The organism is Sorangium sp. So ce590 (assembly GCF_051521365.1).
Classification (GTDB): Bacteria; Myxococcota_A; Polyangia; order Polyangiales; family Polyangiaceae; genus Sorangium.
Genome location: NZ_CP150346.1, coordinates 6667828 through 6691543 on the forward strand (window position 1 = coordinate 6667828; position 23716 = coordinate 6691543).

The window sequence follows — 23716 nt, forward strand, 5'->3', positions numbered from 1 at the left end:
CCAACGATGTGCTCGTGCTGCGAGCCGAAGGAACTCGAACAATGGCGACCCCTCAAGGAACAATCATTCTGAAACAGCCGGTCTTGGACGGCATCGCCGACGAGGACATCCTCCCCGCGCTTGCAGAAGCACTGCAAAAGGGGCCCCGGGAGGCCATCGAGATCGACATCCGCGAGAGCGCGAAGCGGGCTATCGAAACCGGCGATTGGGACAGCGCTGCCCGAGAGCTGACGCGCTCATTTCGGGAGCGCCTCCGGCCCGCCATGGACGCGCATCCCGGGTGGCGTGTTGCCTACTTCGGCACCGCCCCGATCCCGCTCGCGATGCAGCTCGGGTTCCTCACGAGTACCTGGGCGACAGTGGATACGTTCCTTCGCCACCACGTACAGCGGAACTGGCTTTGGTCCGACTCTCCCGCACACGAGCCCGAACTTCGTGTACGCGGACTGCCTCAGGAACTCGTGCGCGCAGAAGGCGATGCTATTATTCGTATCTCAGCCACGCTACCCGTGGAGCCTCGTGATACGCTGGAAGTCGTCCCGGATCCACTCGCTGAGGTTGACATAGAAATCGAGCCGATGGGCTACGATGCTGTCGTTTCAATGACCGTGCTCGAACGAGTGGCCGATGCCTTTAGGGACGCGCTTGACGCCATCTTGAATCGACGGCCAGGCATCCGTACAGTACACGTCTTCGCGGCCGTACCGGTCGGTGTCGCATTCAGAATGGGGACACGGGTGAGCCCGACCATGCACCCGCGTGTACAGACCTACTACTTTAACCGGAACGCAACGCCGAGGCATATCTCAGCGATTGCGCTCCAAGATGATTCAACCCCTCGTGCCCGCCTTTCTGTAGATGAACGCAAGCGTACGACGAAGGAGCGAAAGCGGCTTGTTCGGGACGTCGAGCGACTTCGGACGTTCGCGGGGACATACGGAGATTGGCAAACGGGGCGCGCGGACGCGAATTGGCTGTCGTTCGTGCTGCCGGATGTCGAGGCGCGCGCACCGTTTCAATGCCCGTGGGAAAGTCTGCCTGCTATCACCTCGACCCCGCTCGTCGACTCTACGATTGATGCGGGAGCACGCAATGTGGAAGACGGGTTCCGGTTCGATGAGACAAAACGTGCGTGGCAACTCGGAGACGAACTCGTTGCCGCCATCAGCAATTATTTCGAAGGAGAGGAGGAGCGGAGCCGGGCGATCCGCATGCTGCTGCTCCACGAAGGAGTCCACGCCGGGCACCGCCTCACCCGGGCAACAAGCGTCAGAATCGGTCGGTTTCCAAAGCTGCTCGAGGAAGTTGACTATCAGGCCGACGTGTGGACCATGCTTCACGAATATGCACTGACTCGTCAAGGAGCTCGAGAGGCGGTCAAGGACTCCCGCATGTTTTTTTTGAACCTCATTCAGACCGCTATCAACACGTACTGGGCATTTGACGCTGGGTCAGGCCCCCTGTATGAGATTCAGATTCGGCGACTAAACCGGTACCTTATCTGGTACTGGCAGTACCTGCGAATGGAGCGAGCGCGTTCCCTTGTCGACGCTGCTGCCATTCTAGCACATCGCCCACTTCTCGAATTGGCTGGACCGAGCGTCATCGCACGCGGCGAGCGTATCTTTTATCGCCTTGACCCACTACATGTCGACAATATGGAATTGGGTGTCTTGTACAAGAATTCTATTCATCGATTCGGTGCGGGTCTGAGTATCCCACTCCACAGCCTCCTCGACGGCATTCGTGCGCGGGATGGCGATAGGGTCAAGGAAGTGCTTCGTGGCGCTTTTGCCCAGCTCGAAGGATGAGCACGGGAACATGCCGACACATCGCGTACACGGATTCGTCAGCGACCACGTGGCCGCGATCTTCACCGGTCCGACGCGTGACGCGGTGATCACCGACACGGTAGAGGAGCTTAGAGCGACGCCGCCGGGGCTCCTCGCTCCGGGCGTGCTCGACCCCACCCTCCAGTTAGCGGTTGGCTGTAAGTCCTCGCCGACCAAGAGGAGGACGATGCTTTCCCGGGACCTGATCAGCCGGGGGTGGTCCAGGGGATCGCACGCCTCGAATGGCTCGTGAGGGGACGGCGCCTGTTGCTCGGCGACGCGGTGCGGGTCTGCGAAGGCCACCTTCCGGCGGCGATGAGTCTTGCTACGGGCGCGAGGGTGCTCGCCCCTCTACTGCTGGACCAAGGCCGAGCAGCGGACCGATCGCCTCGTGAACGACCCGGGCCGCCACGTCATCCCCGAGGGCGACGGCGTAGCTCAGGGTGCTGGCGAGCGAGGCGACCACGGCCGCCCGAGGCGACGGCCCGGTCACGGCGAGCTCCCCAGGCCGGAGGCTTGACGCTTAGGCCCGGGTTGGGCCCACGCCTTCCGAGGGGCTGCGAGCCGTCGTCACGCCCTCCCAAAATCCCGGGGCATCCGACGGATCGCGACGGTTCGCCCCCGCGGAATCGTCCCGCCAGGATTCCTGAGACGATGCGGCGGGGTTGGAGTGCTTCAACATCGCAAAGACCTCCTCGTCCGGGCGTCCGGGGTACAGAGTCTCCGGTCAGGAGACGGCGGCGCGGCAGAGCTCGTCAGGCGGCCCGCAGGTTTGCGACGGATCGAGACCAACCCGGCCGCCTGAAAAGGAGGTGCCACGGAGGTCACGACCATCGCCGGCGCTCGTTACGAGGCCGCGGAAAGGTCGCGACCCATCGCGAAGGATCTTTTCGGCCAGGGAATCAGGTCACGATCGAAAGAAATGAATTTTTTCATACAAACGGCGTGGTCCCGACCAGGCCATCGGCTCAAGAGGAGCCCCCACGATCGGTCGAGACCGCGCGGGGGCATCCGAACGAGCGGCCGGAGGGCTCGAGAGCCCTCGGCAGCGCACCGGTCGATCCAGCGAGCAGCGCGTCCACCTCGCCACGGCGCCGCTCTGGATCGACGCCGACGGCGACGGGCGCTCCCTCGGGCGCGCTGCCGAGCCGGAGCGCGGCGAGTTCCGTGGCGCGCCCGGCACGGCAGCGCGGCCCCGCGGGAACGCGGCAGCAGGCGCTACGCCAAGCCGGCCGACGGCTGAGCCGGCCGCGCAGCGGATCGCGGCCTCGACCAGCGCCGCGCAGCCGCCGCAGGCGCCCTCTACGAGGCCGCAGGCGCGCCGAGCGGCTTGCCACCTCGACCTCGACCAGCCGGCCCGTGCAAGGGCGCCCGGTGAGCGCACAGCGCGACGACCGGCCACAAGGGCGACGGCCGTGTGTGCAACCTCGGAAATTCCGCAGTTGGGGGGCACCACGAGCCGGTCGATCGGCGAGGACATCGACACCGCGCTCGGCATCGAGGGCGCCGAGGTCGACCACCGCGAGCGCGGGCGCTGAGGTGCCGATCGAGCCGCTGTCCGACGTGTCGCGTTGTGCTGCCCCCCATAGGATGGGACGAACAGCGCGCCGAAATGCTTGGAAATCAAGGCTTTGCGCGATCGAATCGTCAGGCCGAAGTGTCAGCGCAACGCGCCGCTGAGGTCCGCCGAGGCCGAGGGCGCCCTGCTGAGCGGCTCCGCCGACCACGAGGGCGCCGAGGTCGAGGTCGACGTCTTGATCGGTCCTGCGGCGATCGGCAAGCGCGTCCACGGAGCTCCAGCACGGCCACGATGCCGAGGGGCACCAGCGCCAGCCCGACCGCCAAGCCCGACGCCAAGGGGGCCGGCGAGCAGCGGCAGAGCGAAGCGCGCGGCGTTCCGGGACGGGCCGGCGTGGAGCCGGCTCACGCCTTCCGCTGTCGCTTCCTCGCCTCCTGCTCCCCGCTCCCTCATCCGGCGCTATGTGACCGGCCCGGCTGTCGTCGCCGCGATCGTGTCCCGTGTCCTGACGTGTCCCGACGTGTCCCGGACACGCTCTGAGCATCGTGTCCCGTGTCTCCCCCCTTAAGGGGGGACACGGACACGTTGCGAGCATGCCGGGCTCGACTCCGACCGAGATCACGACCGCCTGGCGGTGCGGCACATGCGACCTACCCATTGGTCCCATCCCTGCGCTGCCCGGTCAGGTAGTGCGCGAGCGAGCGCCCCTCTTGCCGCTGCTCCATCTCGCCGGACGCGACGAGCGATTTAACGGCGTCGTCCACGAGCTCAGCCTTGCCACGTACCTTCTCGCGGAGAGCGCGGACGCTGAGCCCGGGGTTAGCGCCGACGACCTCACGAACGCGATCGATGATCTCTTGCTTCCGCTCCTCTGGGCTGCGCTCTCCCTCGACCTCCTCAAGACTCCGGTAGACGATGCGCGACGCCCCGGGCTCGCCCTTCTCGCCGTCAGGCCGGATGACATCGAGCGTCAGGAAGAAGTCATCGATGATGTCATCGCCGGCATCGGGAGCGTTCTTCTGATGGGTCACCCTCTTCGGCCTCCCGTGCTCGCCGTGCATGAGCAGCACCAGCCCGGCGGCGTCGTAGATCGCCGATGAGCCGCGGAGCGCCATGCGCCCGTCCGTCTGGCCCTCCTTGATCTTGCCCGCATGGTGGAGCACCACGAACGCCGTCTTGGTCCGCTCGGAGACGCGGGTCAGATTGTCGAGCGACTCCCGGATCTTGGAGTCGTTCTCATCGCTGCCCGGTGTCGCTCCCTTCAGTGCGTCGATGATGACCAGCCCGACGTCATCCGAGCAGAGCTCGGCGTAAGCGTCCTCCGCGTCCTCCGCGTTCAGGAAGAAGCGAGGCAGGACGGCAACTCGCAGCCGATCCTCGAGGTCGCGCTGCCAGTCGAGCTCCATCCCGACTGCAAGTCGCTGGTAGCGGAGAAACGTCCCGCGGCGCCCCTGCTCGTGATCGATGTGGATCACCCGCCGAGGTTGCTGGCACTGGAAGGCCGGGTGCTGCCACGGCGGCCGCCCCGACGCGACGGCGAGCGCGAGCGCTTGCGCGGCGAGCGTCTTCCCCGATGACCCGTAGCCCGCGAAGATCGCGGAACGACCGGGGCCCAGTTGCATCCCCTTGACGACCCAGGACGCTGGAGGAAGCGGCGCGAAGATGCTCGGCGTTCCGACCAGATGGATCCGCGTCCGGTGCTGCTCCGCGGCTGCTGTCGAGGTGTCGTTCGCCGGGGGCGACGAAGCCATCGCGGGCTCGCTTCCGCTCGCCGCATCGTCGCACGCGTCGAGGTCGCTCATATAGTCATTGGCCACGCTGACGGCATCGCTGTGATGCACGGCCGCCTCGCCCTCGCCCTCGCTCTGGATCGCGGCGCGCTCTTCAGGATCGTCGGGGAACCAACCAGGGCTCGCTCTCATCACTGCGCCTCGTGCTGCTTCCTGTGAAACCGCCGCAGCATGGTCTCTGTCATGTGCTCGGCATGCTCGCGGTTGCCCGCCCAGATCGTCGCGACGCCGTAGTCCTGAAGGAAGGCGAGCCCTGTCGCGATCACCGCGTTCGGCGCGGCCTTGCTCCGGTACGCGTGCGCGAACACGTCGCCGGCGTCGGCCTCGACTACGATCGCTTTGAGCTCGTAGGATCGCAGCTGTTCGCACTCGCGCTTGAAGCGCTCCCGGTGCAAGATCAGCGACTGCACGTAGTCGTCGAGGGTCTTCCGCTCGATCGCGACGCTCGTCTCGAAGCCGGCGATCGAGTAGTCGCCGGCGGGCAGCTTCGCGCGCTCGACGCGGTGAGCACCGCCGAACATCCACGGGCGCTGCTCGCGCGTGTCGATGATGATCGTCATCGTGTCCGCCTGCTTCATCGCCGTGGCCTCTGGGGCTGAAGGGACGCGAAGAACGCGGCGTCAACGTCGTCGGCGCTCTGCGCCTTCGGCTTCGGCGTGCGCGCCTGGGTGGCGATCCACGCGTCCACATCAGCCTTGCGCGCCATGAGTTTGCGGCCGACCCTGAACGAGGGGAAAGCGCCTGCTGCCGCGGCACGCCGGAAAGTCGTCGGCCCCGTCGGGGAGCTCCGGGCGTCGTAGTAGGCGGGGCTGGCGTCGCCGGCAGCGTTCTCGTTCGCCGCCTCGCGCATCGAGTCGGCCAAGTAGTGGGCAATGGTCGCGAATGCTTTGGACAGTTCATCCGGCGTAACAGGCTTTCTCAACGGCACCTCCAACGAACAGTACGAGCCACGCGAGCGCCCGGCACGGTCCAGCGGCGCACGGGACGCAAGGCACCGACCTTAAAGGCGAGCCCAGGCAGACGGCCTCCTGGCCGACGGCAACAGCCGACGCGGCCAGACGACCGAAGACGAACAAAGCGACAGCAACGGGGCGCCCTCGGCTGAGGAGGCACGAGCGCCTGACACCGGTCAGGGCCGGCGCTTGTCGAGGTCCCCCGCGCTCCGGCGTCCTGACGGTCGGCGCTGCTCTCGGTCGGGCGACCTGAGATGCCACGAGAACGATCCGTGCGGCGGGGCACGACGCCGAGCCCCTCCCGAACGTGATGCCGGGCAGAGGCCGAAGGGGCGCCTTCCTTAGATCATGGAGCTCGAAATCGAGGGTGCTGTGATTCTTTGCGGGGCGGCGACCTGGGGTCCGGCACCGGCCGGTCGAGGTTTCCCACGCTCCGGCGCGCTGCCGGTCGAGCCACAGCCGACGGCGCGATCGGGGGTGCGCCACGAGAACGAGCCGAGCGGCGGGGCGAAGCGCCCGACCGTGATGGCGGGTCAGGGGCGAAGGCGGGGCCTACTTAGATCATGCTGCTCGAGATCGAGGGTGCTGTGATACGTCGTGGCGCGAGGTCGCCGTACCATCCTCCCGCCCATTCCCGCGCCGAAGGGCGAGCCAGCGAGCTCCACAAAAATTCAACACCGGGTTCGATTCCCGGCGCCTCCACCAAGAAGACACGGCGAGAGCCGTGTCTTTTTTCTTTTGTGTGACCTGCGTGTGACCTGACAAAGTTCAGCAGGGGTGGATTGCTGCGCAGCTGGACGTAGGCGAGACCACCGGGATCGGGCGCGGCGGGTGACGCCAGGGTACAGGGCTCCACGAGGCTCCACCTCGGGCACCAGGCCGGCGGGGTGGATCCCGGGTCCGAGGTCTGCGACGCCCGGACCCCGCCAGTTACGCCGAGCGAGCGCTGCCGTGTCGTCATGTAGGCGCAGGTGGGTCCCCGCCTCGCCAGCCAGCCTCCGCCCTGCCGGAGGCACCCTGCCGAGCGCATGGCCCGTCTTGACACGGGACGGTATCTCCGCTGGCATTGCGGATCGGGGTGTCCATGGGGTAGCTGGAGCGACAGCGAGGACCGAAGAGATACCTCCGGGCGCCCCAGGAGCCGCACGCCAAGAGCACGGCCGGCCAGGCGCTCCCCTGCCGGGGATTGAGGCTCGGATGGCCTCGCAGAGTCGGAGTTCCACGGCGAGCGAGCGGCTGACACCGAGCCGGCGGGGCGGATCCCGGTGCCGAGTCTGCGACGCCCAGGTGCAACTGATTGCGACGTTGGGCCGGTGGATGTCGACGAGCTTTCCCCGAGCCTGGTTCTCGATCTACAATTCCGCGCACGGCCATGACCATCGATCTCACCGCGAACGAGCCTGTTATTGCGACCCCGACCTCATCGAACAGCCAACTCAGGAGCCACCTAACGAGCTTCGGACTCGAACTTGAGCGAGAAGCTGTTGGCACTGGGGGCAGCGCGACTGTTCACAAATGCATAGTGAAAGTACCGGACGGTCGGTTGCCCGCCGCCGGAACGCCAGTCGCTGTCAAGCAGTATAAGCGAGAACTGTTCACCCATGAAGGGCAGCTAAGACGAGTTCAGCAGGAAGCTGACCTTGGAGCTGCTTTGAATAGCCCAAACATCGTCAAAACGTTTGGACTATTGCCGTCAGCCAACGATCCCGAGTTCCTCGTCATGGAGTGGATTGACGGACCCACTCTCGAAGGATGGAATAAGAGCATAGAAGCAGAAGACGTGAGTTGGGACCGTCTGCGCGCGATCGCCCTCGGTCTCGTGAACGGTCTTCAACACCTTCATGCCAAGGGCGTCTATCATCGAGATCTAAAGCCTGAAAACGTCATGCTGCGTGCTGACGAAACACCCGTGATTATGGATGTTGGTGTCGCAGAGCTCACCGTCGAGAGCGCAGAGACGTTACATACGAACGTTGGTCAGTTTCTCGGCAGCATGAGGTACGCTTCACCTCAGTACCTTATGGGGGAAAAATTTGGTGCCCCCGACGATATCTACGGACTGGGAACGATACTTTTCGAGCTTTTTACAGGGAAGAGGATGTTCGATGGTCTTGAGAGGAAGACCGCTCTACCTGTGCTCATTGCTCAAGAGGGCCAGCGCGTTGAGTCCCTTCGGGATTCGGTTCCGGCTCCGTTGAAAGTCCTTCTGCAGGCATGTATCCATCGAGATCGAGCACGACGACCCCAGGTCAACGACCTGAAAGTGGCCATGGAGGACCCGGCTGGTTCGAGGTTCATTACAACAGAGCTGGAGCGACAGACGGCGGAGGAACGTGCATTCCCGGTCCTGAAGACGCTTGATAACGGCATGTCGTTTTATGCTGACTTGGGGGGCTCAGATTCTTATCTGGGCATGGAGTTTACAGTCGTGCGCCGCGGCGAGCCGATTACAGTTCCCAGCCTATCCCGTCGCATCGTTCCCGAGCAGTGGGTCGGCGCCGCGACTCTGAAGCACATCTTTCAGAACGTCGGACATTTCGTACTTATGGGAAAGCGCTGGGAGGAAGGACGAGGGGGGCTTGCCTCATTGGCCGGAATTGTCGGTTCAGGCGGGCACTGGGTAGAATACGAGCAACTGGCGACCAGTGTGAAGGCCGGGGATTGGGTACTCAAGGAGCGTAGATAGATTCGTTTGTCGCGCACCTCGATTTTGCACTGACAGTGCATTGACGTTTCGTAGCGAAGCATTCGGAATGGGCGCCGTCGTTAGACGAACCCACGCTCCGGCGAGGTCAATGATGCCGGCAGCATCGGCTCCCGGCGCGCCGAGCAGGCGCCCGATGGTCTCGTGGGCGCTGTGCCTCGCGGCGCACGCATGCCTTGCGTGCCTGCGGCAGGCTTGCCCGACGTACAGCCACAGTGGAACGATCCAGGAGCCGCTCGCCGGGGGCATGGCGGCCGGGCGCCCTTCCCTGCCGGAGGCACAGGCTCGTCTTGACACGGGACGGTATCTCCGCTGGCCTTACGGAGCGGGGTAGCCATGAAGGTAGCTGGAGCGGCAGCGAGGAGCAGCGAGATGCCCTCGGACGCCTGCGCGACACGGCGTACGTCCAACACTGCCCAGTTAAGCGGTGACCTGCTCCACCCCTATCCCACGCCGCACAGCGCTGACATCGACGGCAAATCGCACCGGCTTATCGCGTGCGCCGCCGCACTCAGATCATCCGACATCATCCCGACTCAGGAAATCACGACACAACCACTCTGGAGCATCACGTGGCCCGCCGCAAAAGCGACAGTCCGATGGAGTACGAACCCGTCCCACGAGCAGCCATTCGGCTGTTCCGCTTGAGCTGGCAGCTCGAAACCTGGCTGCGTCTTCTCGTTTACGTAGAGCTACGCTCGGCTCGTCCCGACTGGGAGGAACCGATCAAAAAACGTATCCGCGATTGGCCGCCATCGTCACTGGAAAACGACAAGCGACTTCATCATATGGCAACACCGCACCAGGCCGCATTATCATATTTAACATTTAGTCAACTATGGACCGTGATCTCCGACGCCGACAACTGGCCGTTGTTTGCCCCCTATCTCCCCCCGAAGACAAACACCGACGTTCGCGTAGAGGAAGTCAAGACCATTCGGAACCGAGTCGCACACTTCCGCGAACCACATCCCCAGGACGAGGCGCGTCTAGAACTCTTCCTGCGCGACCTCGAGCCCGGCCTTCGTCGCTTTTGCGCTCGATACACAAGCCCAAAGATTCCAACCAACCCTCTCGACGACCCGATTACACAAAGATTGGCAACATCCTGGGAACGCATTGGATATGGCATTGAACTACATCGACCCGATCACGGGTGGCTCTATGCTCCTGAACCCCATCGCCGTAGCCCCAAGATGAACGCCAATCTCCAGCTCATGACTCACGACCGCCATGAACGAGGCTCGCTCGATGGAGTGATCTATTGTCTGACGATGCCCGGCCTAGTCAACAAGCCGATCGACATAATCAGATTCCTGAACAGCACGGAGCGGCTTCACAAAGACATCATTCATTTAATAATCTCGCCAGATTCTCGCCAGATATCAGTCACGATTCCCGCAATACACGGAATCGACTTTACAACAGAACTCGTAGCAGCCTTCCTCGACGCTGGCATGAATGCCCATCACGCGGCCCATAAACAAGATTTAAGGCGTGCGCGAGCCGAATGGCCTGAGTACGTCCTGTGGCCGAGCCATATACTGTCGGTCATCTCTGATTATACAGCCGATCCGGTCATCGATCTATCCTAATAGGGACGCAGCAGACTGACGCCTTTTCCACTCCACCCGTCACAACTGGCGACACATGATCGAGCAGTCTCTTTCTGACCGGATACACCGCACTTGGGCTACCGCGCTCATTGATGCCAACATGCGCGAACTCGCAGCATTGATAGTAGACGCCGAACTCTCCATCGATTGCGACAGCTGGGGCAACGACCGAGGCATTCTTGTTGATCTGCCAGCCTCCTCACACATTTACGCAACCACTGATCCTGCGACCTGCCGCGACCTGGAGCGCACACTAAAAGCAGTTGCTACAGGCCACCTCACAAGCCGCGATGGTAACCCCATTGGTGATTTTCCCATCGACTTCCGCGTGAAGCTTCTCGACGTACAGGAAGACTGGCGTGCAATCATCAAAGATCTGATCGTCAACGCAAAGGACGCCAACCAGGGAGAAATCACAGAGAAGGTGTTCGCACGGCGCAAACGCCAAGCTCTGGTGTATAACGAAATGAAGTTCGGCTCACGAGCCGAAATTCGTGTGGCACAGGAATTCGAGAAGCGACAAATCTTGTTCTTCCCACTTCCACTTGCTGTCCGTCATGAAACGGGGCAGATATTCAAAGATCACCGCGAAGTCGACTTCCTTGTGTGTGTCGATGGTTTATGGGGCATCCTCGAAGTTGCCTATCATCCGGACCGCTATGAGCAGGATGCCGAAAAAGACCTCTGGTTCAAGAAATCTGGGATTCTATGTATTCAGCATTACACCTCAGAACGATGTTACGCTCAAACAGCTCAGGTCGTTGATGAGTTCTTGACCATACTCGGAAAACACAAGAAGTAATTGCCGCGGGGAAATAGTTCGCGCCCATCGATAATGCACCCTACAACCTGGCCTCATGTCGAGGATTCTGCGCAGGCACACGGCGCCGCCTCTTGAGCAACTTGGCGAGGCGGCTGCGGCCCCGGCGGAGCCGTGAGAGCGCCGTCCCGATGGGCAACCCGAAGGCTTCGGGCGATCTCGCTCACCTGCTCACCCTCGCCGATCTGGCCGGGAACGTGGGGTCTACCGGAAGCGGCGCCACCGCTTGAGCACGGCGGCAAGGCGGCTGCGGCCCCGGCGGAGCCGCGAGAACGCTGTCCCGACTGGCAACCCCAGGCTTCGGGCGATCTCGCTGACCTGCTCCCCCTCGCCGACGAGGATGAGGACGCGGCGCTCTCGGGGCGCCACCAGCCAGAGCAGATCGAGGAGGGCGCGCGCCTCGACCTCGCCGTGGGGCGACGGCACCCAGCCGGCGACGTAGGCCCGCGGGTCCGGGACGGCGACTTCCCGGCGGCGGTAGGCATTCACTTCGCGGCCTAGCGGATGACGACAGCGTCCAACCCGGCCGCGGTGGCGTTCAGGATGGGCTCAAGATCGCGCGCGCCGGACGCCAGCGAGGTCGACGACAGGCGCTACTCGCGGCGTCGCCTGCGGAGCGCTGAGGAGCTCTGAGAGGGTGCGAGCGGCGATCTGCGCGGTCGCGAGGTCGCCAGCCGCATGGGCAACGGCGATCGTCTGCGTGAGGGTCGCGACGAGTGCTTGGCGCGGGCTACTCGCCGGGGGCGTTGTCGGGGCTGCTTCGGGTCGGGGAGGAGTCGCCAGTGCCACCTGCCCCACGGCCGTTGAGGGCACCGCCGGAAGCGTCACGGAATCGTCCGGCCGACCAGAGATCGCGGGGTTAGCGCCGACGATCGCCAAGTCGATGCCGGCCTCGACCCCCTCGAAACCCGCGGAAACCCGCCCGATCGCATCATCCCGCTCCCCCTGGAAAAGTGACGCTGTATCAGCGACTTGTCCATGCATCGAGGAGGTCGCGTTCACTCCACAGCCTCCGGGGTGAGCGCCGCGCTGCAACGGAGAGTCTTCGCTTGCGCCACCGATCTGTCACGAGCGCGGCTCACGCTGTTTCCCAGGAACATGCTGATCGATCCGCCAGCCACACTGGGACGACACACCTTGATCCTGCACCTCGATCCCGCGGAGGACCAAGGCCCCGAGGCCAACGAGTCGTTTGGCGAAGCCATCTGGTTCGACCGCCGGGATCCACGATCCATTCGCCGCGCTCAGGAGATCATCCAGGACCGGCTGCGACTCTCGGTCGCACCGACGCTGTGCGACGAGCCTTCGCCTGGCCTCGGGGCAGCGTTGGGCTGGATCCTCGCGGCCCTTGTCAACGCGCTCGAGCGTTGGCATCGGCGCAACGCTAGTGAAAACCACCTTGAGCTCGAGCCTCGAAGGACGGGATCAAGCCGCAAGACATCTCCATCCTGTTAGGGCGTGTCGGCAACCGCACGCAACCACAGGCGGACAGCCGCCAACTCGACCATGGGCCAGGTACTGTTCGCCTCGTTTCTCGTATCGGGTCGCGACGCGGCGGAACTGCTTCAACCTGTTCATCAGGCGCTCCAGATGACCGCGCAGCCGGCACGCCACACCGGATCAGCATGGCGCGTAGCAGCCCGCTCTCGGCGAGGATCGCTTCGGGCTTGACGTCGACCGACGGCGGGCGCGGCGTTGTCTGCGCGACGGGCGGGCGCTCGGCCCCCCTCTGTCGCTTGCTCACTCAGCCTTCTCGCGTTCAGCCGGGGCTGAGGACGAGATACAGCGCCAGTCGCCGGCGCCGAACAGCAGGGCCGAGTAGCGCCCCTCGGACAGCTCGCCGATGAGGCGCACCTCCACCGCGGCGCCGCGCCCGGCCGCGCCGTCGAGCGAGGCCGGCAGCGTGGCGCCGTCGTTGACGACCAGGAGATCGCCCGGCTCGAGGAGCGCGGGCAGATCCGCGATGCGCGCGTCGCGCAGGCGCCCGAGGCGCGGGTCCACGTGGAGGAGCCGCTCCGAAAGGGGGTTGTCGCGAGGCCAGGCGGCGGGGCTCATGGCGCCTCTGGGAGGCGCGCGGCCTCGAAGCGCGCGCCGCTCGGCGCCTCGCCGGCGCGGGCGATGAGCGCCACGATGCGCCTCGCCACGTCCGCCGGATCGGCCAGCGTGCCAGGATCGGCGTCGGGGATGGCCTTGGCGTGCATCCGCGTGTTCATCTCGCCGGGATCCACCGCGTAGAACGCGACGCCCGTGCCCTCGATCTCGGCGGCCCAGGTGCGGCTCAGGTGATCGAGCGCCGCCTTGGAGGCGCCGTAAGCGCCCCACCGCGGGTTTGCCCCGGCCTGGATGAGCGCGTCGCTTCCGGTCGATTCGTTGTTCATCGTGAATTCCTCCTCGACCCACAGGCTAATCCGCGCTGGCTCATCTGTTGGAGTTGGTTCCAATGTCTTGGACACATGCTAATCTCCGGACATGGACCAGGACGCGGAGCTCGCGGGGAGGCTCGCGAAGAACATCAAGCAGCTACGGGAGGCCCGTGGGCTGACGCAGCAGCAGCTCGCCAAGCTCGCCGGCGTGCCGCGGGCGACCTGGGCGCACCTCGAGTCCGGCGCGGCGAACCCGACGCTCGGCGTCCTGCACCGCGCCGCCGCCGCGCTCCAGGTCTCGATCGAGGAGATGCTCTCGGCCCCCCGCGCGACATGCCAGCTCTATGCGCGCGACACGCTGCCCACGCGCTCTCCCGGTCAGGCGCTCGTCCGCAAGCTCCTGCCGGACCCGATCCCGGGCATGGAGATGGATCGCATCGAGATCCCGCCGGGCGGGAGGATGACGGGCGTCCCGCACACCCCGGGCACCCGCGAGTACCTGACGTGCGAGTCGGGGGAGCTCCAGCTCGTGGTGAGCGGCGAGCGGTTCACGCTCGGCTCGGGCGACGTCGCGGTGTTCCGCGGCGATCAGCGCCACTCGTACCATAACCCCGGCAAGCAACCGGCGGTCGGCTACTCGGTCGTTGTGCTCGCACGGGTGCTCTGATGGGCGGATGGGGCGCGCCCCCGCCGCTCTCCGGAAAGACCCCCGTCAGACCCGGATACGACGTACGGATCGGGGCGCTCCGTAGAGCAGCCGCTCGTCGCGGCGCCACCAGCCCGGGGCCCCGGCGAGCGGGTGCTCGGTGCGGCCGGCGGACGCGAGCTCCTTCGCGACCGCCGCGAGCGCCGTGGGCCGCGGCGCAGGCCCGCGCACGTCGAAGACCCCCGGCTCGTAGTGGCCGCGCGCCTGGGTGACCAGGCTGTCCCAATCGTACGCCCCGAAGGCCGACCACAGCGTCACCGCCCGCACGTCGGCGCCCTCCGCGCGGGCCGCGAGCGCGCCCTCCCAGGCCTCGACAAGCCAGCGGACCTGCTCCTCCGGCGTGCACCCGAGGTGGACCTCGGTGATCGCGATCGGCGTCCCGTACCGCTGCCACACCTCGCGCAGCACGTGCTGGTGGCCGAAGATCCCCTCCTCCCGGACGCGCACCGCCTCCACGTCGGCGTACGCGTCGCGCCCGTTGCCGCCGTGCGTCCAGGAGGGGTAGAGCTCGAGGCGGTGATCGAGGAACCGGTCGCTCGTCAGGTAGTAGTTCACGCCGATCACGTCCGGCGGGCAGGGCTCCGCCGCGAGCCGCGCGAGCTCCTCGTCGGCGACGCCGCAGTCGCGGAGGTGCTTGTGGAGCGGGTGCGCGGCGTCCACGCGCCCGTACAGCAGATCGAGGCTCAGCCAGCGCCGGTGGTTCTCGAACGCGGCCTGGTAGGCGAGCCTCGGCGTGCTCGCGGTCGCGCCCAGGTCCTCCGTCTGCACGAGGCGCGCGTCCGGGCGCACGCGCCGGATCGCGCGCATCGCGGCCAGGGTGGCGCGCGTCTCGACGAGCAGCGCGCGCAGGAGGGAGGCCGAGTCGCGCCGGTGCGGGTACCAGTGCCCGTAGAGCGCGCTGAAGCGCGCCGTCGTGAGCGGCTCGTTGACCGGCGTGAAATCGCGCACCCACGGGTAGCGCTCCGCCACGGCCCCGGCGAGCTCCGCGAGGCCGCTCGCGAAGCTGTCTTCCATCAGGCTGGTCCACGGCGGCCCGCTGCCGTGATGGACGAGCCCGACGATCACGTCGACGCCGAGCTCCCTCAGCCGGTGGAGCCGCTCGTCTGCCCAGGAAAAATCGGCGCTCTGCAGGCCGTTCGGCGCTGTGCGCTCCCACAGGACGGGGTACCTGACGGCCGTGACGCCGAGGTCCGCGAGCCGGTCCAGGTCGGTGATACGCGCGTGGTGGCCGGTGCGCTCCAGCTGGTCGAAGTACCGGTCGCCGACGCGGTTGACCGTGCACTCGACGCCGGCCCAGAGCGCAGGCCCGGCGCGCTCTCTCATGAGACGAGGCCGCCCACGAGCACCGTCAAGCCCTGCCCGCGCGCCGTCATCGCGGCGCACCCATGTCCGCGAGCCCGGGCATGTCCGCCAGCGCGGGCATGTCCGAGAGCCCCCCGTCGCTCAGCGCCGAGGCCGTCTCGTTCGGGCCGACGAACGGCATCCCCTGCGTCGCGGCCGCCATCTCGTGCAGCGGGAACTTCGGCGTGCGGTCGGCGTAAAGGAGGCCGTTCGCCTCCTGGTACGTATCGGCGAACTGCGTGTAACAGAAGCCGGCGAGGAGCTCGAGCGAGTTGATCACCCGCATGAGCTTCGTATAGCGCTCGGCGAACTCCTCCGGGGTCCTGCACGCCGAGTACCCCCATGTGCCGCTGTCCCCGTTGCCGGGCACGACCGCGATCCCGCCGAACTCCGACAGCATGATCGCCGTCTCGTGGCTGACCGATGGGTCGAGCACGAGGGCGCGGCCCCCGGGCCTCTCCCGCTTCAGCAGCTTGGGCACGACGTCATGCGCGAAGTAGCGGCGGGCGATGCGCTCGGGCGAAGGGTCGTAGTCGTGGATCCCGATGATGTCGGTCGCCACGCTCTCCCACCCGTCGTTGCCGACGACCGGACGCGTGTAGTCCATCGACCTCGTGAGGTGATAGAGCGCCTGCACGTAGTGCCGCTCGTTGGGGTTGTCCGGCAGGTTCGGGACGCCCCACGACTCGTTGAACGGCACCCACGCGACGATGCACGGGTGGCTGATGTCCCGCCGTATCGCCTCCAGCCACTGCCGCGCGAGCCGCTCGATCGACTTGCGCGTGTGCCGGTAGGCGCTCGGCATCTCCTCCCAGACGAGCAGGCCGAGCTTGTCTGCCCAGTAGAGGTACCGCGGATCCTCGATCTTCTGGTGCTTCCGGGCGCCGTTGAAGCCCATCTGCTTCGTGAGCTCGACGTCGCGGCGCAGCGCCTCGTCGTCGGGCGCGGTGATCCCGGTCCCGTCCCAGTAGCCCTGATCGAGCACCATCCGGAGGACGTACGCCCGCCCGTTCAGGAGGAAGCGGTCGCCGCGGACGGCGACCGAGCGCAGCGCCGTGTAGCTCTTCACGCGGTCGATCGTCATCCCGGCCTGATCGTAGAGGACGATGTCGGCGTCGATCAGCGTCGGGCGCTCGGGGCACCAGAGGAGCTCGTTCCGGAAGTCGTCGATGCCGGGGTCGGAGAGCGTGATGCGCCGGTGGGCCTCCCCGGCCACGACCGTGTACTGGTCGTTCGCGATCGTCACGTCGCCGACGCGCAGCCGCACCCCGACGCGGGCGCCCTCCACCGGCGCGTTGGCCACGCGGACCTCGACAGCGATCTCCCAGCGCTCGAGGTTCGGGGTCCACCGGAGGTACTCGATGTGCATGCGCGGCGCGCGCTCGAGCCACACGGTCTGCCAGATCCCCGTCGTCCGCGGGTACCAGATGGAGTGAGGCTCGAGCTTCCAGTCCTGCTTGCCGCGCGGCTTCGCGAGGTCGTTCGGATCGTCGTGGGCCTGCACCACGATCGTGACGCCCTCGCGCCCCTTCACCTGCTCGGTGATGTCGATCTCGAACGGCGTGTAACCGCCCTCGTGCTCGCCGGCGAAGCTGCCGTCGATCCACACCCTGGCCAGATAGTCGACGGCGCCGAAGTGCAGGATGAGCCGCTCGGACGCGCCGAGCTGCGGCACCTTGACCCGCCGTCGATACCAGCAGGCCTTGTAGAAGCCGGTCTCGCCGATCCCGCTCCGCGGCGTCTCCGGGGCGAACGGCACCTCGATCGTCCTGTCGAAGCGCACGTCGGCCGGGGAGCACCACTCCGCCCGGGGATCGAGGGCGAACTCCCACGCCCCGTCCAGCGAGCTCCAGTCTTCTCGCCGGAGCAGAGGGCGCGGGTAACCGCGGGCGCCGCGGGCGCCGCCGTCGCTGTCGGTCGGCGGCGCTGAACCTGGGATACCGATCTGTGCGAGGTGCTGTCGAGGCATGGGTCTGTTCAGGCAGCGACGGTCACCGTCGCCTCGGCTTGCGGGAGCTCGTACACGACGCTCGTCTCCGGGTGCTGCTGTCCCGTGGGGTGCTCGAGCTCCGTGACGCGGGCGCAGGCGTGCTCGTTCGGTTAGCTGATGACCGCGCTCGGCTGGAAGACTTCCTCATCATGCTTCTCGAGCTTGAACTCGATCGAGCGGCAGGGGAGCTTCCCGTAGCGGAGGCCGAAGAACGCGTCCACCGGTCCGGTACAGATCATCTCCCTGAAGTTCACCGCGTTCATGATGTCACGATAGTCGGTGTTCATGAGGACGCGTGTCTCCTTGAGATGCGCCGAGCTCGGGCGTTTCCTGCTGGCCCTTCACGAAGGATGCAACTGCCTATCTTTCGCCAGGCGTCATCCACTTGTACTCGGCGCTCGGGCGCCAGGCGGCGAGCAACGCCAGGAGGGCCGCTGCGTCGCCTTCGACCTGGAGCATCGCGCGGTGGCCCGGCTTGAGGAACTGCTCGGCCACCATGTGATCCAGAAAAGCGATCAGCGGGCGGTAGTACCCCTCGACGTCGAGCAGCCCGACCGGCTTCTCCTGAGAGCCGAGCTGCGTCCAGGTCCACGCCTCGAACAGCTCCTCCAGCGTCCCGATGCCCCCTGGCAGGGCGACGAAGGCGTCGGAGAGCGCGGCCATCTTCGCCTTGCGCTCGTGCATCGTCTCGACCACGTGGAGCTCCGTCAAGCCCCGGTGCTCGATCTCGCGCTGGTTGAGGAAGTGGGGGATGACGCCGATCACCTCGCCGCCGCGCGCGAGCACCGCGTCGGCGACCGCTCCCATCAGCCCCACGCGGCCGCCCCCGTACACGAGCCCGATCCCGCGCGCGGCAAGGAGCTCCCCGACCCGCACGGCCGCCGCGCGGTAGGCCGGCGACGCGCCGGGGCTCGACCCGCAATACACGCAGATCCTTGAGAGTTTCCTCATCGCGCGAGCCTACGCCGGTGGGCGGGCCCGTACCAGCGGCGCTCCGGGGGGCTGGCGCGCCGCGCTGTCGCCCGGGCGGCGTGAGCGCGGCCTGGCACCGCGCGCGCCGCGCGGTGCCGTGGCCTGCCGCTCACTCCTTGTCGAGCTTGCCGACGAGGCTCAGCGTGAAGAACGCGCCCATGTACTTGAAGTGCGGGCGCACCTGCATGTCGACCTTGTACCAGCCGGCGTTGCCCGGCACCTCGGTCACGATGATCTTCGCCTTGCGGAGCGGCCTGCGCCCGCGGGTCGCCGCGGAGACGACGTCCTGATCGGCGACGTACTGGCCGATCCAGTCGTTCAGCTCCTTCTCGAGATCGGCGCGCTCCTTCCACGTCCCGATCTGCTCGCGCTGCAGCACCTTCAGGTAGTGCGCGATGCGGCACATGATGAACATGTACGGCAGCTGCGTCCCGAGCCGGTAGTTCATCTCGGCCGCCCTGCCCTCGTCGCTCTGCCCGTAGAACTTGGGCTTCTGCGCCGAGTTGGCCGAGAAGAAGCAGGCGTTGTCCGAGTCCTTGCGGAACGTGAGCCCGATGAAGCCCTCCTCGGACAGCTCGAACTCGCGCCGCTCGGTGAGCAGGATCTCGGTCGGGATCTTGGTCTGGATCTCGCCCATCGCCTCGTACTGGTGGAGCGGCAGGTTATCGACCGAGCCGCCCGCCTGCGGGCCGATGATGTTCGGACACCAGCGGTACTTGGCGAAGCTGTCGGCGAGCCGGGTCGCGAAGGCGAACGTCGCGTTGCCCCAGCAGTACGCGTCGTGCTGGCCGACCACGTCCTCTTCGTAGTTGAACGCCTTCACCGGGACGGTGTTGGCGCCGAAGGGCAGGCGGAGCAGGAAGCGCGGCATCACGAGCCCGACGTAGCGCGCGTCCTCGGTCTCGCGGAACGCGTTCCACTTCGTGTACTGCGGCCCCTCGAAGAGCGCCTTCAGGTCCTTCAGGTTGGGCAGCCCCATGAAGTCCTTGAGGCCGAAGAACTGCGGCCCCGCCGCCGCGATGAAGGGCGCGTGCGACATCGTCGCGACCGCGGCGCACTTCTGCAGGAGCGCGATGTCCTGCGGACCCGGGCCGAACTCGTAGTTCGCGATGATCGCGCCGACCGGCTTGCCGCCGAACTGGCCGAACTCCGCCGAGTAGACGAGCTTGTACAGGCCGCTCTTCGGCACCTCGGGGGCGTCCTCGAAATCGGCGAGGAGGTCCTCCTTGGAGCAGTTGAGCACCTCGACCTTGACGTTCTCGCGGAAGTCGCAGCGGTCGATGACGAACTTGAGGCCGCGCCAGGCGGACTCGAGCTTCTGGAAGCTGGGGTGGTGGAGGATCTCGTCGATCTGCCGCGAGAGCTTGACGTCGATCTCCGCGATCAGCGCGTCGACGAAGGCCTTGTCGACCTTCTCGCCCTCGCGCCGCGGGGCGACGAGCTCCGAGATGAAGGCCTGCACGCCCCGCTTGGCGATCTCATACCCCTCGTCGCCGGGCGTCATCTTCGTCTCGGCGAGGATCTCGTCGAGCAGGGACCCTCCCTCGAGGGTCTGGACGCCTGCGCTCCCCGCGACCTGTGTCTCCGTCGCCATCGCTCACTCCCCTTCCTTCTCGAGCCCGAGCTCGCTCACGATCTTGTTGCGCTGAGCCGGGTCGCTCAGGATCTGCTGAATCTTGTTGCGGAACGCCTTCTCGTTGCCGAGAGGCCCCTTGAGGGCCGTCAGCGCGGCGCGCAGGTCGAGCAGCTTCTTGAGCTCCGGCACCTGGTTCGCGATCGCCTCGGGCTCCATGTCGCTCAGCCGGCGGAACTTCAGGTTGACCGTGAGCTCGCTGTTCTCCTGCTCGGAGAGGACGTCCTTCACGTTGAAGGCGAGCGCGAGCTTCTGCTCGCTCATGACCTTCTGGAAGTTGTCCTTGTCCACGTTGATGGGCTTGCGGTCCTCGAGGGGCCGCGGATCCGCCCGCTGCGTGTAGTCGCCGAGCATCAGGAGCTTCAGCGGCAGCTCGACATCCTCCTTCGCGTTCCCCGTGGCCGGCTTGTACGTGATGTTCACGCGCTCCTTCGGCGCGACCGATCCCTCTTTCATCGCAGGCTCCTTTCCCCGTCGGCAGCGGGCGGAGGGCCCGCAGGCCGCACGAGCATAGACCAAAATCCCCGCCTGTCGGGCAAGCTTCTCGGCGCCACGCGCATCCGCCTTCTATCGGGCGTCTGCTCGGGCCCCCACGGAGGCCCCCACGGAGGCCCCACTTCAGGCCCCCAGCGAGAGCTTCAGGGCGAGCGCAGCGTCGAGCTGGCAGACGCGCTCGAAGCAGAGCGCCTCCTTCGCCTTGGCCTCGGGGGTGGCGTCGTAGCCCTGGTTCAGGGCTCGGTAGCATGTGTGGAGCGCGGCGTAGAGCTCCGCGCAGAGATCCGGCTGCCAGGTGGTGAGTCGGTGGTGGTCGACGATCTGCTCCAGCGCCTCGAGCTGCGCGCGCGCCACGAGGAACTGGGACAGATCGATGTTGATCTGCGCCATCGCGAGCCTCACGCGGAAGCGGTCCAGCGCCGACGGCGCGGTGGCCGCAGCCTTCTCGAGGAGCACCATCGCGTCGACGGGCTGCTCGTTCGCGACGAGCCCGCGCGCGTCGGAGAGCGGCTTGTCGAGGTAGCTCCGCGGCCTCGCTGCGGCCCCGGCGCCGTTGCCTCCCGAGCCGCCGAGGGCGGCTGCCACCTCGGTCGAGAGCCAGGTCTGCGTCTCGGCGTCCGCGAACGGCGTGCCGTCGTTGAACTTGAGGGTCGGCAGGAGCGGCGCGCGGAGCATCAGGGCGCCCACCTCGACGAGCACGGCCCGCCGGGCCTCGGCGTGGTCGTCGCCGAGCTGCTCGAGCGCGTTCGCCGCGAACCGATGCGGATCGAGCCAGAGCGGGTAGTTCTGCGCGTACTCGTCGGCGATCGGCAGGAGGTCGGCGAACGCCCCCTGGCTCATCAGCGCCGGGAGCGTCCGCAGCACGTGCTCGGGCGGCGGCGGGATCGCCGTGGTGCCGGTCTTGGACGCGGCCCCCGGATCGTCGAGGAGGTCGACCCAGAGCCCGACGCGGAGGATGCGGTACGCGGCCGCGCGCTTCGGATCCGCCGACCGGAGCGCGTCGCCCGCGCGCGCGATGAGCGGCGCGCAGCGGCCGAGGACGGTGAGCGCGGAGTCCTCGTCGACGATCGCCTCGAGGCTGAGCGCCGGGTCGGCCGTGCCGACGACCGGCGGCGGAGCCGGCGGCGGGGCGACGACAACCGCGGTGGCCGCCGGCGCCTGGACCGCCTCGGCGGCTTTCGGCGGCGGCGGCGGCGGCGGCGGCGGCGGCGGTGGCGGCGGCGGCGCCTCTGCGGGGAGGCTTGCGACGAGGCTGCGGATCGCGTTCGGGAGCGGGCCGAACCCGCCGTAGGCGTCGCCGAGCCTGGTGCTGAGGTCGGCGTCCACGGCGCGGCTCACTCGGTCGAGGGCGTTCACCACGTCGCGCTCCGCGGCGGAGGGCGTGTGGCCTGTGAGCGCTGCTGCCGCGATGTCGCCGAACCAGGCGCACAGGTTGCCGCGCGCCTTGGGCCGCCGGATCGCGGGGTACATCGCGTCCCAGAACGCGCTGTCCAGCTCCTGCACGAGCACGAGCCCGTCGAGCAGGCCGGGGAGCTTGTCGAGCTGCGCCTTCGCCGCCGCGTAGTAGAGCGCGACGCGGAAGTCCTTGGACTTCTCGCTCAGGATCTCGTCGGCGCCGGTCGCGATGCGGGCCCAGTCGACCTTGCCGCCCGCGAGCGACTGGAGCTTGTCGACCTCGCTCTTGAGGGCCTCGAATGCCGCGTCGTAGGTGACGTCGGCGCCGACGCCGCCGTCGATGGGGGCGAACAGCGCCTCGATCCGCGCTCTGGATTGCTGGATGGCGTCTTCAGCGGCCATGGGGCGCGCAGGATATCAAGACGGCCCGGGTGCGGACGGCGAATCGGACGGCGAATCGGACGGCGACGGCGACGACGACCCACCGGAGCGGCGGCGCGTGGGGCGGGTCGGGTGTCGTGTGCTCGGGAACGGACTCACCCGAGGGCTTCCAGGAAGCTGTCGAGCGACAGGTCGGTCCGCGCGACGAGGGCGTCGAGCTCCGGCCCGAGCGCATGTCGGGAAACGTGCTCTTCGACTGGCGGGGGTCCGCAGAGGTCGGCGATGTGCTCGGCCTGGGTGGTGGGCGCGATCATCTCGCGGAACGACCCCGTGTGGGGGGGGCCGAGGTGGAGGAGCAAGGTGCGCTGGGGCGTCCAGAACGCGTTCATCAGCGTGCGTCCCCATTTCGACAGGCGGAGGGTCATGTCCATCCACACGGCGGCGGCGTAGGCGTCACCGGCGCCGAGCGGCAACCTGAGCGCGAGCCCTGTCCTGGGGAGCTCCTGGCCGCGGAACGGCGTCACCGAGTCGAGGATGTTCTGCATCACCCAGAACCGGCTTGCGTCGGTGCCGAAGCCGGCATCCCAGAGCGCCTTCATCGGCTGGGTTTTCAGCCATGCGCGGTAGGCGGCGTTCGACGCGTCCGGGTCGTCGAGCGACGGCGGAGCGATCTGGGAGACGCGGTGGAGGAAGGCGTCGACGGGCAGCGTCCGGCCGTTCGTCGCGGCGTCGTGGGCGGCGGCGAGGAGCGGGAACAGGGCGATGGGGAGCGACGGCCCGGCGGAGACGAGCTGGTCGTAGTCGTACGAGCCGAACACGACGATCGGGTAGAGCCGGCCGGCGTTGTCGCCGCTGGCGGCCCAGGCGCCCACGAGCCCGCGGGTGGGCGGCTCGTCGCCCTTCGGGTCGCCGTGGAAGACGAAGAGGCCCAGCGCTGGCTGGTAGTACGCCTCGAAATGGGGGCTCATGGCGCGCCGGGCGAAATCGATGGACGCGCCCAGCCATCGGTCGAAGGCGGCGAGCTCTTCTCCACCAGCGTTCAGCCGGATGAAATCGCCCGTGGCGGGCAGCTTGCCGAAGCAGCCGATCTGCGGCGGAGCGGCAGAGCCCTTCTTGCGGCGCCAGAACATGACGGCCTCGGAGTGAACCACGAACCGCTCACCGAGCGCTACAACCTTCCCGGTTGTTCCCCGATCGCGGCGGGAG

General features: G+C 67.0%; 20 protein-coding genes and 2 pseudogenes. 7 read left to right on the forward strand and 15 right to left on the reverse strand.

The features are described from left to right. The first annotated feature begins 41 nt into the window (after positions 1-41). Both WMF28_RS24805 and WMF28_RS24810 read left to right on the forward strand, forming a co-directional pair. Positions 42-1811 (forward strand): SAVED domain-containing protein, encoded by a 1770-nt coding sequence (locus WMF28_RS24805; RefSeq protein ID WP_437595771.1) that lies wholly within the window; start codon positions 42-44, stop codon positions 1809-1811. 10 nt (positions 1812-1821) lie between these two features. Further along, positions 1822-2085, forward strand: a complete 264-nt coding sequence (locus WMF28_RS24810; RefSeq protein WP_437595772.1) for a hypothetical protein — start codon at positions 1822-1824, stop codon at positions 2083-2085. A 1916-nt stretch (positions 2086-4001) separates the two neighbouring features. Here WMF28_RS24810 and WMF28_RS24815 read toward each other — a convergent pair. The 3 genes from WMF28_RS24815 to WMF28_RS24825 are packed head-to-tail and all read right to left on the reverse strand — an operon-like array spanning position 4002 to position 6063. Next, positions 4002-5273, reverse strand: coding sequence for an AAA family ATPase (locus WMF28_RS24815; protein ID WP_437595773.1), 1272 nt, complete (start codon positions 5271-5273; stop codon positions 4002-4004). Further along, positions 5273-5719, reverse strand: coding sequence for an ERCC4 domain-containing protein (locus WMF28_RS24820; RefSeq protein WP_437595774.1), 447 nt, complete (start codon positions 5717-5719; stop codon positions 5273-5275). The genes WMF28_RS24815 and WMF28_RS24820 overlap by 1 nt, the downstream gene beginning before the upstream one ends. Further along, the gene (locus WMF28_RS24825; protein ID WP_437595775.1) at positions 5716-6063 is read right to left on the reverse strand and encodes a hypothetical protein; all 348 of its coding nucleotides are present in this window, start codon (positions 6061-6063) and stop codon (positions 5716-5718) included. Before WMF28_RS24825 ends, WMF28_RS24820 begins: the two co-directional genes overlap by 4 nt. 1403 nt (positions 6064-7466) lie before the next feature. Between WMF28_RS24825 and WMF28_RS24830 the strand changes: the two genes are divergently transcribed. From WMF28_RS24830 to WMF28_RS24840, 3 genes are all read left to right on the forward strand, one after another. Next, positions 7467-8780 carry a serine/threonine protein kinase gene (locus WMF28_RS24830; RefSeq protein WP_437595776.1) on the forward strand — a complete coding sequence of 438 codons (1314 nt, stop codon included), beginning with the start codon at positions 7467-7469 and terminating at the stop codon, positions 8778-8780. Positions 8781-9370: 590 nt separating this feature from the next. Further along, positions 9371-10393 (forward strand): hypothetical protein, encoded by a 1023-nt coding sequence (locus tag WMF28_RS24835; protein ID WP_437595777.1) that lies wholly within the window; start codon positions 9371-9373, stop codon positions 10391-10393. A gap of 55 nt (positions 10394-10448) precedes the next feature. Further along, a complete protein-coding gene (locus tag WMF28_RS24840; protein WP_437595778.1) occupies positions 10449-11216 on the forward strand; it encodes a hypothetical protein in 768 nt (255 codons plus the stop codon). A gap of 222 nt (positions 11217-11438) precedes the next feature. Here the strand turns inward: WMF28_RS24840 and WMF28_RS24845 are convergent, their stop codons facing one another. Continuing rightward, positions 11439-11723 carry a sigma factor-like helix-turn-helix DNA-binding protein gene (locus tag WMF28_RS24845; protein ID WP_437595779.1) on the reverse strand — a complete coding sequence of 95 codons (285 nt, stop codon included), beginning with the start codon at positions 11721-11723 and terminating at the stop codon, positions 11439-11441. Positions 11724-12332: 609 nt separating this feature from the next. Between WMF28_RS24845 and WMF28_RS24850 the strand changes: the two genes are divergently transcribed. Beyond that, complete coding sequence (locus WMF28_RS24850; RefSeq protein ID WP_437595780.1) at positions 12333-12689, forward strand: hypothetical protein; 357 nt, start codon at positions 12333-12335, stop codon at positions 12687-12689. Here the strand turns inward: WMF28_RS24850 and WMF28_RS24855 are convergent. The 3 genes and pseudogenes from WMF28_RS24855 to WMF28_RS24865 all read right to left on the reverse strand — a co-directional run. Further along, a pseudogene (locus WMF28_RS24855) lies at positions 12686-12806 on the reverse strand (IS5/IS1182 family transposase); the annotation flags it as partial. The gene WMF28_RS24850 and the pseudogene WMF28_RS24855 sit on opposite strands and share 4 nt — an antisense overlap. A 168-nt stretch (positions 12807-12974) precedes the next feature. Continuing rightward, positions 12975-13289 carry an S-adenosylmethionine:tRNA ribosyltransferase-isomerase gene (locus WMF28_RS24860; RefSeq protein WP_437595781.1) on the reverse strand — a complete coding sequence of 105 codons (315 nt, stop codon included), beginning with the start codon at positions 13287-13289 and terminating at the stop codon, positions 12975-12977. Beyond that, a complete protein-coding gene (locus WMF28_RS24865; RefSeq protein WP_437595782.1) occupies positions 13286-13612 on the reverse strand; it encodes an SDR family NAD(P)-dependent oxidoreductase in 327 nt (108 codons plus the stop codon). Before WMF28_RS24865 ends, WMF28_RS24860 begins: the two co-directional genes overlap by 4 nt. A gap of 91 nt (positions 13613-13703) precedes the next feature. Here WMF28_RS24865 and WMF28_RS24870 point away from each other — a divergent pair, with 91 nt between their 5' ends. Next, the gene (locus tag WMF28_RS24870) at positions 13704-14264 is read left to right on the forward strand and encodes a helix-turn-helix domain-containing protein (protein ID WP_437595783.1); all 561 of its coding nucleotides are present in this window, start codon (positions 13704-13706) and stop codon (positions 14262-14264) included. A gap of 45 nt (positions 14265-14309) precedes the next feature. On the opposite strand, the gene WMF28_RS24875 is transcribed toward WMF28_RS24870, so the two are convergent. From WMF28_RS24875 to tagF, 8 genes and pseudogenes are all read right to left on the reverse strand, one after another. After that, on the reverse strand, positions 14310-15626 hold the full coding sequence (locus WMF28_RS24875; protein ID WP_437595784.1) for a family 1 glycosylhydrolase: 1317 nt from the start codon (positions 15624-15626) through the stop codon (positions 14310-14312). 46 nt (positions 15627-15672) lie between these two features. Next, entirely contained in the window at positions 15673-17613 is a 1941-nt protein-coding gene (locus tag WMF28_RS24880; protein WP_437595785.1) for a glycoside hydrolase family 2 protein, read from the reverse strand. 131 nt (positions 17614-17744) lie between these two features. Next, positions 17745-17927 (reverse strand): annotated as a pseudogene (locus tag WMF28_RS24885) (UDP-galactopyranose mutase); the annotation flags it as partial. Between the two features lie 67 nt (positions 17928-17994). Continuing rightward, entirely contained in the window at positions 17995-18585 is a 591-nt protein-coding gene (locus WMF28_RS24890; protein WP_437595786.1) for a TIGR00730 family Rossman fold protein, read from the reverse strand. Between the two features lie 130 nt (positions 18586-18715). Beyond that, the gene (gene tssC / locus WMF28_RS24895; RefSeq protein WP_437595787.1) at positions 18716-20200 is read right to left on the reverse strand and encodes a type VI secretion system contractile sheath large subunit; all 1485 of its coding nucleotides are present in this window, start codon (positions 20198-20200) and stop codon (positions 18716-18718) included. A gap of 3 nt (positions 20201-20203) precedes the next feature. Continuing rightward, positions 20204-20695, reverse strand: a complete 492-nt coding sequence (gene tssB / locus WMF28_RS24900; RefSeq protein ID WP_437476489.1) for a type VI secretion system contractile sheath small subunit — start codon at positions 20693-20695, stop codon at positions 20204-20206. A 162-nt stretch (positions 20696-20857) separates the two neighbouring features. Then, positions 20858-22531 (reverse strand): type VI secretion system protein TssA, encoded by a 1674-nt coding sequence (tssA, locus tag WMF28_RS24905; RefSeq protein ID WP_437595788.1) that lies wholly within the window; start codon positions 22529-22531, stop codon positions 20858-20860. A gap of 134 nt (positions 22532-22665) precedes the next feature. Beyond that, complete coding sequence (gene tagF, locus WMF28_RS24910) at positions 22666-23661, reverse strand: type VI secretion system-associated protein TagF (RefSeq protein WP_437595790.1); 996 nt, start codon at positions 23659-23661, stop codon at positions 22666-22668. Positions 23662-23716: the final 55 nt, after the last annotated feature.

Excerpts from the sequence above, each read along its gene's own strand:
- tssA (WP_437595788.1), bottom strand. The coding sequence starts at position 22,531 with ATGGCCGCTGAAGACGCCATCCAGCAATCCAGAGCGCGGATCGAGGCG.
- tssB (WP_437476489.1), bottom strand. The coding sequence starts at position 20,695 with ATGAAAGAGGGATCGGTCGCGCCGAAGGAGCGCGTGAACATCACGTAC.
- WMF28_RS24840 (WP_437595778.1), top strand. The coding sequence starts at position 10,449 with ATGATCGAGCAGTCTCTTTCTGACCGGATACACCGCACTTGGGCTACC.
- WMF28_RS24810 (WP_437595772.1), top strand. The coding sequence starts at position 1,822 with ATGCCGACACATCGCGTACACGGATTCGTCAGCGACCACGTGGCCGCG.
- WMF28_RS24870 (WP_437595783.1), top strand. The coding sequence starts at position 13,704 with ATGGACCAGGACGCGGAGCTCGCGGGGAGGCTCGCGAAGAACATCAAG.
- WMF28_RS24815 (WP_437595773.1), bottom strand. The coding sequence starts at position 5,273 with ATGAGAGCGAGCCCTGGTTGGTTCCCCGACGATCCTGAAGAGCGCGCC.
- WMF28_RS24880 (WP_437595785.1), bottom strand. The coding sequence starts at position 17,613 with ATGCCTCGACAGCACCTCGCACAGATCGGTATCCCAGGTTCAGCGCCG.
- WMF28_RS24830 (WP_437595776.1), top strand. The coding sequence starts at position 7,467 with ATGACCATCGATCTCACCGCGAACGAGCCTGTTATTGCGACCCCGACC.
- WMF28_RS24875 (WP_437595784.1), bottom strand. The coding sequence starts at position 15,626 with ATGAGAGAGCGCGCCGGGCCTGCGCTCTGGGCCGGCGTCGAGTGCACG.
- WMF28_RS24805 (WP_437595771.1), top strand. The coding sequence starts at position 42 with ATGGCGACCCCTCAAGGAACAATCATTCTGAAACAGCCGGTCTTGGAC.
- WMF28_RS24890 (WP_437595786.1), bottom strand. The coding sequence starts at position 18,585 with ATGAGGAAACTCTCAAGGATCTGCGTGTATTGCGGGTCGAGCCCCGGC.
- WMF28_RS24850 (WP_437595780.1), top strand. The coding sequence starts at position 12,333 with ATGCTGATCGATCCGCCAGCCACACTGGGACGACACACCTTGATCCTG.
- WMF28_RS24820 (WP_437595774.1), bottom strand. The coding sequence starts at position 5,719 with ATGAAGCAGGCGGACACGATGACGATCATCATCGACACGCGCGAGCAG.
- tssC (WP_437595787.1), bottom strand. The coding sequence starts at position 20,200 with ATGGCGACGGAGACACAGGTCGCGGGGAGCGCAGGCGTCCAGACCCTC.
- WMF28_RS24865 (WP_437595782.1), bottom strand. The coding sequence starts at position 13,612 with ATGAACAACGAATCGACCGGAAGCGACGCGCTCATCCAGGCCGGGGCA.
- WMF28_RS24860 (WP_437595781.1), bottom strand. The coding sequence starts at position 13,289 with ATGAGCCCCGCCGCCTGGCCTCGCGACAACCCCCTTTCGGAGCGGCTC.